The following is a 14,106-nucleotide window of genomic DNA, read 5'->3' on the forward strand; positions in this document are numbered from 1 at the left end:
TTTCGTGCGGAACAGGGTCGCGATCGGGCAGTCGTGCCGGGCGTCCGGGCCGGCCGCGACGAGACTGCTGCCGCAAGCGTGAACGCGCTTGCGGAAGGAGGAGATCCGAAATGAACTCCGCACAACTGACGCGCCGCAGGATCCGGGTTGTGGCCGGTTCCGTGCTCGCCGGGGCGCTCGCCGCGACGAGCCTGGGCCTGGGCTTGGTACCCGCCACGCTGGCGGGCCAGGGCCCTGGCGTGCTACTGGGTGCTGGTCTGCCTGGGGGCAATTTCCGCGTCGACGGGCTGCCGCCGGGGAATTTCCGCGTCGACGGGCTGCCGGCGGGCAATGAGCGGGCGGTTGCGATCGGCACGGTCAGTCCGCTGTCGATCAACCCCACGCCGGGCCGTACGGGCTGAACGAACGATGCGGGGGACGCCCGGCCAGGCGTCCCCCGCATCCCCCGGAAACGTATGCCGATACACCACGTCGGCGCTGTCCTCGCGAGGAACCACCTGAGAATTCGGCAGCAGCGTGTCAGTTGACGGCCCACAGCAAGCGGCTCCGCCGCTTATGAAACACAAGCTATTCGGTCGCGCGGGTGATCACGGCCGCGCCCATCCCCGTGCGGGCGCGGACTTTCAACGGAACGTCGCCTTCCGGCTGCTCCATACCGACCTCCAGCTCGCTGGACACCTTCCCGGAGCCGGACGACAGGTCGACCTCCGCGGCCACCCCTGGCCGCACCCCGACGCGGATTTCGCCGGAGCCGGTGATCAGCTCGAGTGAGCCGTCCGCCGCGCCGGCCACGGACAGGTCGCCGCTGCCACTGCGGGCCATGATCTCGCCCGACGCGGCGCCGACCCACACGTTCCCGGTTCCCGTCACCACCGTCGCCGAACCGGACAGTGACGCCACCTCGACGCTCCCGCTGCCGGTCCGCAGCTGCAACCCGGCGAGCGTCGGCCCGAGCTGGATCCCGCCGGACCCGGTGCGCACGATCGCCGCCCCCTCGGTCTGGTCCAGCTTCACCTCGCCGGCTCCGGTCAGCACATCGGCCCGTCCGGACGTGCCGGTGACCGTCACGTCCGCCGACCCGGCGCGGATCTCCAGCGACGAGCCGGCCGGTGCCCGTACCTTCACCGCGATCGGAGTGTTCCGCAGTGGCAACGCTTTCGGCGCCCGCACGACGAGCCGCTTGCCGGTCAGCTCGATACGCGTCTGCTCCACCGCCTCGGCCGGCGTTCCGCGCAGCTCCCCGCCGAACTGGTCACCGAACCGCTCGTTCACCCAGTTCAGCAGGGTCGTCACGCCCTGCGCCCACGGCTCGCCGGCCTGCGGCGCATGCCGCAGCTCCACGAACGTCTCGCCCTCCTCGGCGGTCAGCTCGATCTCGATCTTCCCGAGCGTGACACTGACGTCGAGATCGAGCGGCCCTTCCGCGGCGAACGTCTCGGTGCGAATGACGTCTTCCGCCTGTGCTCCGGTCACGATTATCCCTTCACCCAGCCGTGCAAGTGCGAGGCGGTCTGCCTACCCGGCTTGCTCTTGCGCTCGCCCTGCGGGAGTCCGGCGCCGTGCAGCGCGCCCTGGACCGCCTGCGAGATGAACGTGTTGAGCGAGACCCCCTGTGCGGCCGCGGCCTGCTCGGCCTGCCCCTTGATCTGCTCCACCATGCGCAGCGTCATGCGCGCGATGTTGTCGCTGCCCTCGCCCGGTGCGGGTGGGGGCGGCGGAGGTGGCGGGGCGGTCTCTTCGCCCGAGCCGGCGCCGGTGACCACGACGCGCACGTCGCGGCCGTCGAGACGCACCTCGACGACATGGTCGGGCAGTTGCGTGGTGACTTCGGCGGCGAGGTCGGCGAGCGCGTTCATCAGCGCCAGCCGGACCGCCGGTTCCAGCGCTGCCGAGAGCACCGCCGCCGCCCGCCGGGTCTGCTCGTCCCCTGCGGACGCCGTCGCGGTCAGGTCCTCACGGAGGCCGGCGATGTACGGCGACAAATCCATGACACCACTATGACGTCACAGATGGTGTCAGTCAAGGTGTCACGTGGCGTCGTCCCGGAACTGTCGTCCCCGCCGGTTACGCTGCGAGAGCCGAACGAGGGGAAGGAGTGCGAACGTGGCAGAGACCGTTTCGCCGAAGGTGCAGTTGATCGCGAAGACCGAGTTCTTCCCGCCGGACGACGTGCCGTGGTCCACCGATGCCGACGGCGGCCAGGCGCTGGCCGAGTTCGCCGGCCGCGCGTGCTACCAGTCGTGGAAGAAGCCCAACCCGAAGACGGCGACCAACGCCGGCTACATCGACCACATCATCGAGGTTGGGCACCTGTCGGTGCTCGAGCACGGCACGGTCACCTTCTACATCACCGGGATCTCCCGCTCGCTCACCCACGAGCTGATCCGCCACCGGCATTTCTCCTACTCGCAGCTTTCCCAGCGCTACGTCCCCGAGCGCGACGCCGCCTTCGTCGAGCCCGACGTGATCGCCGACGACCCGGTGCTGCACGAGAAGTTCCTCGCCGCCGCGCAGAAGAGCGTCGAGGCCTACAACGAGCTGCTCGCCGGCCTGGAGGAGAAGTTCGCCGACGCGCCGAGCGCCACCTTGCGCCGCAAACAGGCCCGGCAGGCGGCGCGGTCGGTGCTGCCGAACGCCACCGAGACCCGCATCGTCGTCACCGGTAACTACCGCGCGTGGCGGCATTTCATCGCGATGCGCGCGACCGAGCACGCCGACGTCGAGATCCGCGCGCTGGCCGTGGAATGCTTGCGGCAGCTGCAAAAGGCCGCCGGGAACGTGTTCGCGGACTTCACCATCTCGACCCTGCCGGACGGCACGGAGGTCGCCTCCAGCCCCAAGGTTCTCGAAGGGTGAAGCGGCTTGCGATCGACGTCGAGCCCGCGGAGTACGCGGTCGCCCGCCTCGCCGCGGACGCCCCGGTGCCCACCGGCCTGCTGGCGCCCGACGGGGACGGTCTGGTCTCGGTGACCCGGACCGGCGGCGAGCTGTCGGTGATCTGCGCCGCCGCGGACGCACCGGAGGGTGCGCGGGTGGAGGCCGGCTGGCGCCTGCTGACCGTGCGGGGCCCGCTCGCCTTCACCCTGACCGGCGTCATCGCGGCGCTGGCGAACGAGCTCGCCTCGGCCGGGATAGCCCTGGTCACGCTCTCCACCTTCGACACCGACCACGTGCTGGTTAAGCAGCGGGACCTGACGCGTGCCGTGGAGGCCCTCACCGCGGCCGGCCACGAGGTGCACCTGCCTGCGTAACCTCCATCTCAGCGTGCTTGAACTTTGAAGTTCGGGGTACCTAAACTTCAAGTTTGGGCGACGAGGGGTGCGGGCATGGCGCTGACGGAAACGGTCCGGCCGCGACTGGCGCGGATGCGGGCCGGGTCGATGCTGCTGGGGCCGGCGTTCGTCGCGGCCATCGCGTATGTCGACCCCGGCAACGTCGCGTCGAACATCAGCGCCGGCGCGCAGTTCGGCTACCTGCTGGTCTGGGTGATCGTCGCGGCGAACCTGATGGCCGCGGTCGTGCAGTACCTGTCGGCGAAACTGGGCCTGGTCACCGGGATGTCCTTGCCCGAGGCGGTGCGCGAGCGGACGCCGCGCGCGGGCAGGCTCGCCTACTGGGCACAGGCCGAACTGGTCGCCATCGCCACCGACCTGGCCGAGGTCGTCGGCGGGGCGATCGCGCTGAACCTGCTGTTCCGGCTGCCGTTGCTGGCCGGCGGGGTGATCACCGGCGTGGTGTCGATGGGCCTGCTGCTGGTGCAGGACCGGCGCGGCCAACGCCCGTTCGAGCGGGTCGTCACGGGGCTGCTGGCCGTCATCGCGATCGGCTTCCTGGCCAGCGTGTTCGTCGAACCGCCGTCCGGGCCCGGGGTGCTCGGCGGTCTGGTGCCGCGATTCGACGGTGCGGAGAGCGTGCTGATCGCGGCGGCGATGCTGGGCGCGACCGTCATGCCGCACGCGGTGTACCTGCATTCGGGGCTGGCCCGTGACCGCCACGGCCATCCGTCCGGACGGCTGCTCGCCCGGCTGCTGCGGGTGACCCGGTTCGACGTCGGCCTCGCGATGTTGCTGGCCGGCGCGGTGAACCTGTCCATGGTGCTGCTCGCTGCCACGGTGCTGCGCGGGCAGACGGGCGTCGACTCGATCGCGGGCGCGCACACCGCGATCGGCGAGCTGCTCGGTGGTGGGATCGCGCTGCTGTTCGCCGTCGGGCTGCTCGCCTCGGGGCTCGCGTCCACCTCGGTCGGTGCGTATGCCGGCGCGATGATCATGCAAGGCTTGCTGCGCAAGCGAATTCCGTTGCTGCTGCGGCGGTTGATCACGCTCACGCCGGCGATCCTGGTGCTCGCCGCCGGGGCGGACCCGTCGCGCGCGCTCGTGGTCTCGCAGGTGGTGCTGTCGTTCGGGATCCCGTTCGCGCTGGTGCCACTGGTGCGCATCACCAGCGACCGGGCGGTGATGGGCGAGCATGCCAACCATCGGATCACCGCGGCCGCCGCCTGGGGCATCGCCGGCGTCATCATCGTGCTGAATCTCGTGCTGATCTACCTGACCTTCGCCCGCTGAGGCGGGGAACCGGCGTCGCGCCGGGCGGGTCGGAATAGCATCTCGCTGTCCGACCCCGGAGAAAGGCCGCGTACGTGACCAACGAGCAGCTGACCCAGGCGACTCAGCCGGCACCCCGCGTGATCGCCGGAAGGTACGTGCTGCTGGGTGAGCTCGGACGGGGCGGCATGGGCATCGTGTGGCGCGCGGAGGACCAGGTCATCGGGCGCCGGGTCGCGATCAAGGAGCTGCGGCTGGCGTCGGGTGCCGAGGACACCGTGCACAGCGAACGTGTACTGCGTGAGGTCCGCACCGGCGGCAGGCTCAACGATCCGGCCGTGGTCACGGTCTACGACGTGGTCTCCGAGTTCGGCGCCACGTACATCGTGATGGAGCTCGTCGAGGCGCCGACGCTCGCGGAGCTGGTGAGCCGGCACGGTCCGCTGCCGCCGACGCAGGTCGCGTCGATCGCGCAGCAGGTGCTCACCGCGCTGCAGGCCGCGCACGACGCCGGGATCGTGCACCGCGATGTCAAGCCCAGCAACATCATGGTCGCGCCGAACGGCCGGGTGAAGCTCACCGACTTCGGGATCGCGCAGACGGCGGACGATCCGCGGCTGACCGTCAGCGGAACCATCATCGGTTCGCCCGCTTTCATGGCTCCCGAGCGGGTCGCGGGCAAGGAGGCCGTGCCCGCGTCGGACTTGTGGTCGCTGGGCGTGACGCTGTTCTACGCGGTCGAGGGCACGCTGGCGTTCGAGCGCCCCACCACCGCGGCGACCCTGCACGCGATCATGAACGAGGTGCCGTACCTGTCGCGGACCCAGGGCCCGCTGGCCTCGGTGATCATGGGCATGCTGATCGCCAGCCCGGAGGCCCGGATCTCCTCCACCCAGGCGCAGCACCTGCTCACGATGGCCGCGAACGCCCATACCCCGCCCGCCGCCTGGCCGGCACCGACTCGGGTCGCCGCCGAGCCCGCCAGGACGCGCACTCCGCTGTGGATCGCGGTGTCGGTGGCGGCCGCGGTCGCTTTGCTGGTCGGCGGTTTCCTCGCCGGGGCACAGTGGGCGCGGCCGGTCATCGATCCGGCGCTGCGCCCGACGCTCACCTACGGCGCGGGCGGGGACCTGCCGGACTTCCAGCTCGGCAGCTACCCGTGTGTCACGGTCGTCGTGCAGGGCCAGCAGAGCATTCCCAACGACTCCTGGGTGACCTGCGCCGATCTGCACTACGCGGAGTTCTTCGACAGCGCCACGGCTTACGACGGCAGCGGTTCCGACGCGGTGGAGGCGGCGTACCCGTCGAACCTGCGGGCCTGGGCCGAGACGCGGTGTGCGATGACGTTCCATTCGAACGCGATCCCGGACCAGGTCAGGGAAAGCTTCGTCTACCGGGCGCTCATCCCGTCCCCGCAGGCCTGGCGGACCCAGAAGGACGACCAGTACGCGACCGCGCCCATCCGCAAGGTCTACTGCATGCTCGCCAAGGCCGACGGCTCGGCGTGGACGGGGCAGACCGCGGGCGAGCTGAAATAGCAGCAGAAGTTACGGCATCGCGGGTCCGGCACCGGCGATTCTCCGGTACCGCACCCGGGGCGCCTGCTGATCGTGCCGAATCGGCAGGTCGTCGCGGAGAACGTCACCCTGAGGAGGTACCGTCACGATATGTCCACTCCTCCTACCGCAGCGCCCGGCAGGCCATTCGGGCGCGTGCTCACCGCGATGGTCACCCCGTTCGACGCCGACGGTGGCCTTGACCTCAAGCGGGCGCAGGAGCTCGCCGAGCACCTGGTGGAGCTGGGCAACGACGGCTTGGTGCTCAACGGCACCACCGGCGAGAGCCCGACCACCAGTGATGCCGAGAAGGCCGACCTGATCCGCGCCGTGGTCGAGGCCGTCGGGGACCGCGCGACCGTGGTGGCCGGGGGCGGCACTTACAACACCGCGCACAGCGTCGAGCTGACCCAGCAGGCGGAAAAGGCGGGCGCGCACGGGATTCTGCTCGTCACGCCGTACTACTCGCGCCCGTCGCAGGCCGGGCTCCAGGCACACTTCACCACCGTCGCCGACGCGACCGATCTGCCGGTGATGCTCTACGACATCCCGCCGCGGTCGAACGTGCCGATCGAGATCGACACGTTGCGCCGACTCGCCGAGCACCCGCGCATCCTCGCGGTCAAGGACGCCAAGGGTGATCTGCTGGCGGGCAGCGAGGTCATCGCGAACACCCAGCTGGCCTACTACTCCGGCGACGACGCGCTGAACCTGCCGTGGTTCTCGGTCGGCGCCTGCGGGGTGGTCAGCGTGATCGGGCATGTCGTGGCGGGCCGGATCCGCGCGATGCTCGACGCCTACGAGGACGGGGACACGTCCACCGCGCGCACGAACCACCGCGGCATGCTGCCGGTCTACCGGGCGATGTCGCGGGTCGGCGGGGTGGTCTTCGTCAAGACCGCGCTGCGGATGCGGGGCCGCGAGGTCGGCGGCCCGCGGCTGCCGCTCGTGCCGGCCTCGGCCGAGCAGGTGGAGGCGATCGCGGCCGACCTGACCCAGGCAGGGGTCCCCCTCGACGAGGCGCGTGAGCGGGACTGGCACAGTTCCAGGGTCGCGCAAGCGGACTCGGCGGCGGCCTACGTCGCCCCGACCACTCACACCAGCGTTGGGACCATGCCTCGGTGACCTCGATCTTCCCGCCCAGCGGACCCGGACCGACGAACAACCCGCCCGATCTTCCCGAAGGTGCCCTGCGTGTCGTCGCGCTGGGCGGCATCGGTGAGGTCGGCCGCAACATGACCGTTTTCGAGTACGCCGGCCGGCTGCTCGTCGTCGACTGCGGCGTGCTCTTCCCCGAGGACGCCCAGCCCGGCGTGGACCTCATCCTCCCGGACTTCCGGGCGATCGAGGACCGGCTCGACGACATCGACGCGCTCGTGCTGACCCACGGGCACGAAGACCACATCGGCGCCGTGCCGTTCCTCCTGCGGATGCGGCCGGACCTGCCGGTGTACGGGTCCCGGTTCACCCTCGCCCTGCTCGAGGCGAAATGCCGCGAACACCGGCAGCGGCCGAAGCTGATCGAGGTGACCGAGTCCGAGCGCCGCACCGTCGGACCGTTCGAGCTGGAGTTCTTCGCGGTCAACCACTCCATCCCGGACGCGCTCGCCGTCGCGATCCGCACCTCGGCCGGGGTGGTGCTGCACACCGGGGACATCAAGCTCGACCAGTTGCCGCTGGACGGGCGGCTGACCGACCTCGCCGGGTTCTCCCGGCTCGGTGACGAAGGCGTCGACCTGCTGTGCATCGACTCGACGAACGCCGAGGTGCCGGGGTTCGTCACGCCGGAACGCGATATCGGACCGGTGCTCGACGACGTGATCGGGCGCGTGACGCAGCGGGTGATCGTGGCCTGCTTCGCCAGCCACGTGCACCGCGTGCAGCAGGTGCTCGACGCGGCGGTGCGGCATGGCAAGCGGGTGGCGTTCGTGGGTCGCTCGATGGTCCGCAACATGGGCATCGCGGCGGACCTGGGGTTGCTGAACATCCCGAACGGCCTGCTGATCGACCTCGACGAAGCGGTGAACCTGCCCGAGACCAAGGTGCTGTTCGTGTCGACGGGTTCGCAGGGCGAGCCGCTGTCGGCGCTGTCGCGGATGGCCCGCGGTGAGCATCGGCAGATCTCCATCCGCGCGGGGGACACGGTCGTGCTGGCCAGTTCGCTCATCCCGGGCAACGAGAACGCCGTCTTCGGGGTCGTCAACGGGTTGGTGCGGCTCGGCGCGACCGTCGTGCACCAGGGCAACGCGAAGGTGCACGTGTCGGGGCACGCATCCGCGGGCGAACTTTTGTTCCTGTACAACGCGATCCGCCCCAGCAACGTGATGCCGGTGCACGGCGAGTGGCGGCATCTGCGCGCCAACGGCGAACTGGCCGTGCGCACCGGGGTGGCGCCGGAGCATGTGGTGCTCGCCGAGGACGGCGTCGTGGTGGATCTCATCGACGGCCGCGCCCGCACGACGGGCCGGGTCGAGGTCGGGCACGTCTACGTCGACGGGCTTTCGGTCGGCGATGTCGGCGAGTCGACCTTGTCGGACAGGCTGATCCTCGGCGAGGGCGGGTTCATCGCGATCACCGTCGTCGTGGACTCGACCACCGGGCGCGCGATGGGCACGCCGACGATCTCCGGGCGGGGTTTCTCCGACGACCCGAAGGCGCTCGACGCGGTCGTGCCGCTGGTCGAGATGGAGCTGTCCCGCACGGAGGCGGAGGGGATCACCGACACCCACCGCATCGCCCAGTCCGTCCGCCGCGTCGTCGGCCGGTGGGTGGCCGAAACCTACCGCCGCCGCCCGATGATCGTGCCCACCGTCATCCCCGTGTGAGGCCGTTCTAGGGTGCGCCGGCCGGACATTCCTGCCCGGCAACAGGTTGCGCCGAAGTGCTCCGTCTACTGTGGACGAGCTGCACGATGGTCGCACCGCCGAGCAGGACGAGCGCGCCGGCCAGTTGCACCCAGCTGAGCGACTCGCCGAGGAGGGCCCATGCGCTGGCGGTCGCGACGACCGGTTCGAGCAGGCCGACCACGGACGCGACCGAGGCGGGCAGGTGCCGCAGGGCGGTCGTGCCGAGCGCGTACGCCAGTGCGGTCGACAACAGTGCGACGGCGACCAGCAGCGTCCACACCGGTGGCCGCCACGGACCCAGCGTCGTCGGCGCGCCCAGCAGCGCGACGGGCAGCCGCCACGGCGGCGACACCACGCATACCGCGACCGCGCCGGCGACCATGCCCCAGGTGACCACGCCGAGCGGCTCGCGGGTCGTCGCGCCGTGCTCGCCGATCAGGAAATACGCGGCCGAGCACGCCGCCGCGGCCAGCCCGGCGAGGAGACCGATGGCGTCGATCGTCAGCCCGTCCCACACCTGCGCGACGAGTGCGAGGCCCAGCATGGCGAGCGCGATGCCGAGCCACATCACGCCGGGCAGCCGGACCCGGCGCACGAACCGCGTCCACAATGCGATCAGCACCGGCGAGACGAACTCCAGCAGAATCGCGATACCGACCGGAAGTCGTTGCACCATCACGAAAAAGCACAGTTGCACCCCGGCCACGCCCAGCAGTCCGTAGCCGAGCAGCAGCGGCCATTCGCCCCGGCGCACCCGTAGCAGGCGCGGGCGGACCACCGCGACACCGGCCAGCAGGACCAGTGCGGCGAGGGCGATCCGGGCCGTGGCGACCTGTTCCGGTGACAGGCCCGCCTGCATCGCCGGCTTCGCGATCGTGCCCGAAACACCGAAGCACAACGACGAGGTCAGGATGAGGGCGGTGCCCGCGCGGACTTCGATCGACACCGTCCGAGGCTAGTGGGCGAACCCGCGGCGGCGAACCGAATTTCCTGTCAGCCGGTCACCCGGCCGTCCGCAGGCCCGCGGCGACGTACCCGGTGATCGTCGCGAGCCGGTGCCCCTGGATGCGCAGCGCGCCCAGCGCTTCCTTGTCCGGCGACGCGGACTTGCGCGAGACGAACGAACCGCCGTACGGGTTGCCGGTGTCCATCAGCTGCGGGTGGGCGTAGCCGAGCGGGATCACGATCGCGCCCCAGTGGTAGAAGATGTTGTTGATCGCCAGCAGCGTGGACTCCAGCCCGCCGTGCGCGGTGGACGCCGTCGTGAACGACGTGGCGACCTTGTCCGCGAGCTTTCCCTGTGCCCACAAGCCACCCGTGGTGTCCAAAAAGGCCTTCAACTGGGCGGCCGGACCACCGAAGCGGGTCGGGCTGCCGACCGCGAGTCCGTCGGCCCACGTCAGATCCTCCAGCGTCGCCAGTTCGGCGTGCGGACCGGCGTCGACATAGGCCTGCCAGCGGGGGTTCGTCGCGATCGCCGCCGCGGGCGCGGTTTCGGCGACGGTCCGCAACCGGACTTCGGCGCCGGCGTCCCGGGCGCCTTCGGCGAGTGACGAGGCGAGTTCGGCGGTGTTGCCGGTCGCGCTGTAGAAGACCACGAGGATGCGAGTGCTCACGCGCTCACCCTAACGATCTACACCGGCGGCCTCCCAGCATCTGGAATCAGGGCCGCCACGGGCTGACGGTGTCCGTCGGCCGCGTCGGATCGTGGAAGCGTGGCCGGTCCGGTTCCGTGGCCCGCAACGGGATCAGCCCGGCGGTGATCGCCTCCATGATCTTCGTGTGTGCGCGCATCCCCGCGCCCGGCCGCGCCGGATCCACCGTGGACAGGTCCACCGGTGTCCCGAAGTGCACCTTGAACGTCGGACGGCGCAGCGGCGCGGTCAACCCCGAGCGCGCCAGCGGCAGCAGGTCCGCGATGCCCTGGACCTTCTCGGTTCCCCAGTAGACCGCCTCGTGCGCACCCCACTGGCTGACCGGGACGACGGGCACGCCGGCCGCCAGCGCGAGCCGCGCCGCTCCGGTCTTGCCGCGTTCGGGCCACAGTCCGGGATCGCGGCTGATCCGGCCCTCCGGGTAGACGATGATCGGGCTCGGCGTGGCGCGCATCGCCTCGACGGCCGCGGCGAACTGCTCGACCGCGCTCGCCTTGCCACGGTCCACCCGAAGGTGCCCGCTGGCCCGCAGTGCCGGGCCGATCACCGGCGCGTCGAGCAGCCCGCCCGCGAGCAGGAAGCGCGGCGCGAACCCCAACTGCTGGCACGCGGCTATGAGCACGAAGGCGTCGAACACGCCGATGTGGTTGGCGGCGAGCAGCAGTGGCCTGCCGCGCAGCTCGCGCGGCAGAAAGCCGCTCACCTTGAGCCGCCCGACGAGATGGACCAGACCGGTGTCCAGCGTCGTCATCGTGCGCCAGATCGCCGGTGGCCTCCGGCGTGGCGGCACGTGCTGCCGGTGTTGAGACGCGACCATGGCTAGAGCATGTCAGATGCCATCTGGGGAAGAAGTTCGCCTTGAGCCGCGAGTGGCGCATGTGACTGGTGGGCTTCTGCCGTTACCGTAGAAGTCATGGCAGGCGGCTCGGCGACCACGAGGAGAAGCACGACGGCGAAACGCAGCGGCAGCAAGAGCCCGGCGCGCGGATCGCGCGCGGGGAGCAAGCCGCGCGCGCGGACGTCGCCGGCACGCAAACCACCGGCTCGCCGCTCGTCCGGCGGCACGTTCGCCAAGGCCGTCCGTGGCGGCTGGACCCTGCTGGCGCGCGGGGCGGGCGGCATGGCCAGGACCGTCGGGCGCAGCCGCGAGCTGGAGCCCGAGCATCGCCGCGACGGCCTCGCACTCGGCCTCATCGCACTCGGCCTGATCCTCGCCGCCGCCGTGTGGTGGCGCGCTGGCGGGCCGGTCGGCGGGTACCTGGAACTGGCCGCCCGCACCGTGTTCGGCGCCGGATCGGTCACCTTGCCGCTCGTCCTGTGGGTCACCGCGATCGCGCTGATGCGTTCCGAACCGCGACCGGAAACCCGGCCGCGCATGGTGATCGGCACCCTGCTGGTCACATTGGCGCTGCTCGGGCTGCTGCACCTGTTCAGCCGCCGCCCGGAAGCCAACGACGACCGGATGTACGCGGGCGGGCAACTCGGCGCGTTGTCCGGCGGGTTGCTCGCCCGCGGGGTCACCCCGTGGGTCGCCGCCCCCTTGCTGATCCTGGCGCTCGGCTACGGGGTTCTCGTGTTCACCGGTACCCGGGTCCGCGACATTCCGCAGGCGTTGCGCGAATGGGGCCTGGACACCGAAGAACGCGAACGCATGGCCGAGGAACAGCGCGCGTTCGAGGAAGAGCAGAAGCAGATCGCCGAGGCCGACACGAAGGCCGTGCGACTGCGCAAACCGTCGCGCCGCCGCCAGGCCGCCAGCGGCGAGGGTGAGCAGCTCGACATCGAGGCCGCGCTGGCCGAGCCGCCCACCCCGGCCCGGCCGCCGAAGGTCAAACCCGCCGACGTCCCGGAGAAGAAACCGAAAAAGGCGCCCGAGCCGGCCCTGTCGGTGACCCGCACCGTCGAGGGCGACTACCGGCTCCCGTCGCCGGACCTGCTGCAGCTGGGTGACGCGCCGAAGTCCCGCAGCAAGGCCAACGACGCCATGATCGAGGCGATCACCGGCGTGCTGGAGCAGTTCAACGTCGACGCGCAGGTCACCGGGTTCACCCGGGGCCCGACCGTCACCCGGTACGAGGTCGAGCTCGGTCCCGGGGTGAAGGTCGAGAAGATCACCGCGCTGACCAAGAACATCGCCTACGCGGTCGCGACCGACAATGTGCGGCTGCTCGCGCCGATCCCCGGCAAGTCCGCGGTCGGGATCGAGGTGCCCAACTCCGACCGCGAGATGGTGCGCCTCGGTGACGTGCTCCGCTCGCCGAAGGCCGCGAAGGACAACCACCCGATGGTCATCGGGCTCGGCAAGGACATCGAGGGCCATTTCGTCACCGCGAACCTGACGAAGATGCCGCACCTGCTGGTCGCCGGGTCGACCGGTTCCGGCAAGTCGAGCTTCGTCAACTCGATGCTGGTGTCGCTGCTCGCGCGGGCGACCCCGGACGAATGCCGGATGATCCTGATCGACCCGAAGATGGTCGAGCTGACCCCGTACGAAGGCATCCCGCACCTGATCACGCCCATCATCACCCAGCCGAAGAAGGCGGCTGCCGCGCTCGCCTGGCTGGTGGAGGAGATGGAGCAGCGCTACCAGGACATGCAGGCCAACCGGGTGCGCCATATCGACGACTTCAACGCGAAGGTGCGCTCGGGGGACATCACGGCGCCGCCGGGCAGCGAGCGGGAGTACCGCCCGTACCCGTACATCATGGCGATCGTCGACGAGCTGGCCGACCTGATGATGACCGCGCCGCGTGACGTCGAGGACGCGATCGTCCGGATCACCCAGAAAGCCCGTGCGGCCGGGATCCATCTGGTGCTGGCCACGCAGCGGCCGTCCGTGGACGTCGTGACGGGCCTGATCAAGACGAACGTGCCGTCGCGGCTTGCGTTCGCGACATCCTCGCTGACCGACTCTCGGGTCATCCTCGACCAGCCGGGCGCGGAAAAGCTGATCGGCATGGGCGACGCGCTCTACCTGCCGATGGGGGCGGGCAAACCGGTCCGGGTGCAGGGGGCGTTCGTCGGCGACGACGAGATCTCCGCGATCGTGAACTTCGCCAAGGAGCAGGCGCAGCCGGAGTACACCGACGGTGTCACCGCGGCGAAGCCGGGCGAGGCCAAGGAGATCGACCCGGAGATCGGCGACGACCTCGATGTGCTGCTGCAGGCGGCGGAGCTCGTGGTGACCTCACAGTTCGGTTCCACGTCGATGCTGCAACGCAAGCTGCGCGTCGGTTTCGCCAAAGCCGGGCGGCTGATGGACCTGCTGGAAAGCCGCGGCGTGGTCGGCCCCTCGGAAGGCTCCAAGGCCCGCGACGTCCTCGTCAAACCGGACGAGCTGGACGGCGTCCTGTTCATGATCCGCGGCGGCGGTGGTGGCGGCGAGCCGGAGGACGAGGAGTAGGGCGGAAAAGTTGCCCTAGGCGATGCTTCGAGGCGTTCTGTGCGGTTTACTTGCAGAGAACGTTCCGAAACTTCGCCTGGGAGGTGCTTGGTCGTGCTGCGA

At 70.5% G+C, this 14,106-nt stretch carries 13 protein-coding genes; 8 read left to right on the plus strand and 5 right to left on the minus strand.

Features of this window, described 5'->3' with window-relative positions:
- Nucleotides 1–110 precede the first annotated feature (110 nt).
- A complete protein-coding gene (locus GKO32_RS09015; RefSeq protein ID WP_154756324.1) occupies nucleotides 111–401 on the plus strand; it encodes a hypothetical protein in 291 nt (96 codons plus the stop codon).
- A 166-nt stretch (nucleotides 402–567) separates the two neighbouring features.
- Here the strand turns inward: GKO32_RS09015 and GKO32_RS09020 are convergent, their stop codons facing one another.
- Both GKO32_RS09020 and GKO32_RS09025 read right to left on the minus strand, forming a co-directional pair.
- Entirely contained in the window at nucleotides 568–1,473 is a 906-nt protein-coding gene (locus GKO32_RS09020; RefSeq protein WP_312867696.1) for a DUF4097 family beta strand repeat-containing protein, read from the minus strand.
- Nucleotides 1,474–1,475: 2 nt separating this feature from the next.
- Nucleotides 1,476–1,988, minus strand: coding sequence for a toxin-antitoxin system HicB family antitoxin (locus tag GKO32_RS09025; RefSeq protein ID WP_154756326.1), 513 nt, complete (start codon nucleotides 1,986–1,988; stop codon nucleotides 1,476–1,478).
- Between the two features lie 115 nt (nucleotides 1,989–2,103).
- On the opposite strand from GKO32_RS09025, the gene thyX reads away from it, so the two are divergent.
- From thyX to GKO32_RS09055, 6 genes are all read left to right on the plus strand, one after another.
- Nucleotides 2,104–2,856, plus strand: coding sequence for an FAD-dependent thymidylate synthase (thyX, locus tag GKO32_RS09030; protein WP_312867697.1), 753 nt, complete (start codon nucleotides 2,104–2,106; stop codon nucleotides 2,854–2,856).
- Nucleotides 2,853–3,251, plus strand: a complete 399-nt coding sequence (locus GKO32_RS09035) for an ACT domain-containing protein (RefSeq protein WP_312867698.1) — start codon at nucleotides 2,853–2,855, stop codon at nucleotides 3,249–3,251. Before thyX ends, GKO32_RS09035 begins: the two co-directional genes overlap by 4 nt.
- Nucleotides 3,252–3,326: 75 nt before the next feature.
- Nucleotides 3,327–4,565, plus strand: a complete 1,239-nt coding sequence (locus GKO32_RS09040) for an Nramp family divalent metal transporter (protein ID WP_166459450.1) — start codon at nucleotides 3,327–3,329, stop codon at nucleotides 4,563–4,565.
- Nucleotides 4,566–4,639: 74 nt separating this feature from the next.
- A complete protein-coding gene (locus tag GKO32_RS09045) occupies nucleotides 4,640–6,082 on the plus strand; it encodes a serine/threonine-protein kinase (RefSeq protein WP_312867699.1) in 1,443 nt (480 codons plus the stop codon).
- A gap of 129 nt (nucleotides 6,083–6,211) precedes the next feature.
- On the plus strand, nucleotides 6,212–7,225 hold the full coding sequence (dapA, locus tag GKO32_RS09050; protein WP_154756328.1) for a 4-hydroxy-tetrahydrodipicolinate synthase: 1,014 nt from the start codon (nucleotides 6,212–6,214) through the stop codon (nucleotides 7,223–7,225).
- Nucleotides 7,222–8,925, plus strand: coding sequence for a ribonuclease J (locus GKO32_RS09055; RefSeq protein ID WP_312867700.1), 1,704 nt, complete (start codon nucleotides 7,222–7,224; stop codon nucleotides 8,923–8,925). The genes dapA and GKO32_RS09055 overlap by 4 nt, the downstream gene beginning before the upstream one ends.
- 7 nt (nucleotides 8,926–8,932) lie before the next feature.
- Here GKO32_RS09055 and GKO32_RS09060 read toward each other — a convergent pair whose 3' ends face one another.
- From GKO32_RS09060 to GKO32_RS09070, 3 genes are read right to left on the minus strand one after another with little or no spacing between them, the layout of a single operon-like run.
- Complete coding sequence (locus GKO32_RS09060; RefSeq protein WP_312867701.1) at nucleotides 8,933–9,892, minus strand: EamA family transporter; 960 nt, start codon at nucleotides 9,890–9,892, stop codon at nucleotides 8,933–8,935.
- A 55-nt stretch (nucleotides 9,893–9,947) separates the two neighbouring features.
- The gene (wrbA, locus tag GKO32_RS09065; protein ID WP_312867702.1) at nucleotides 9,948–10,562 is read right to left on the minus strand and encodes an NAD(P)H:quinone oxidoreductase; all 615 of its coding nucleotides are present in this window, start codon (nucleotides 10,560–10,562) and stop codon (nucleotides 9,948–9,950) included.
- A 46-nt stretch (nucleotides 10,563–10,608) separates the two neighbouring features.
- On the minus strand, nucleotides 10,609–11,418 hold the full coding sequence (locus GKO32_RS09070; RefSeq protein ID WP_154756329.1) for a lysophospholipid acyltransferase family protein: 810 nt from the start codon (nucleotides 11,416–11,418) through the stop codon (nucleotides 10,609–10,611).
- Between the two features lie 96 nt (nucleotides 11,419–11,514).
- On the opposite strand from GKO32_RS09070, the gene GKO32_RS09075 reads away from it, so the two are divergent.
- Nucleotides 11,515–14,004 carry a DNA translocase FtsK gene (locus GKO32_RS09075; RefSeq protein ID WP_154756330.1) on the plus strand — a complete coding sequence of 830 codons (2,490 nt, stop codon included), beginning with the start codon at nucleotides 11,515–11,517 and terminating at the stop codon, nucleotides 14,002–14,004.
- The last annotated feature ends 102 nt before the right edge of the window (nucleotides 14,005–14,106 follow it).

This window comes from Amycolatopsis pithecellobii, from assembly GCF_009707865.1.
Classification (GTDB): Bacteria; Actinomycetota; Actinomycetes; order Mycobacteriales; family Pseudonocardiaceae; genus Amycolatopsis_E; species Amycolatopsis_E pithecellobii.

What these genes read in the sequence shown, in the direction of transcription:
- GKO32_RS09015 (WP_154756324.1), top strand. Translation starts at nt 111, where the DNA reads ATGAACTCCGCACAACTGACGCGCCGCAGGATCCGGGTTGTGGCCGGT.
- GKO32_RS09025 (WP_154756326.1), bottom strand. Translation starts at nt 1,988, where the DNA reads ATGGATTTGTCGCCGTACATCGCCGGCCTCCGTGAGGACCTGACCGCG.
- GKO32_RS09040 (WP_166459450.1), top strand. Translation starts at nt 3,327, where the DNA reads ATGGCGCTGACGGAAACGGTCCGGCCGCGACTGGCGCGGATGCGGGCC.
- dapA (WP_154756328.1), top strand. Translation starts at nt 6,212, where the DNA reads ATGTCCACTCCTCCTACCGCAGCGCCCGGCAGGCCATTCGGGCGCGTG.
- GKO32_RS09070 (WP_154756329.1), bottom strand. Translation starts at nt 11,418, where the DNA reads ATGGTCGCGTCTCAACACCGGCAGCACGTGCCGCCACGCCGGAGGCCA.
- GKO32_RS09075 (WP_154756330.1), top strand. Translation starts at nt 11,515, where the DNA reads ATGGCAGGCGGCTCGGCGACCACGAGGAGAAGCACGACGGCGAAACGC.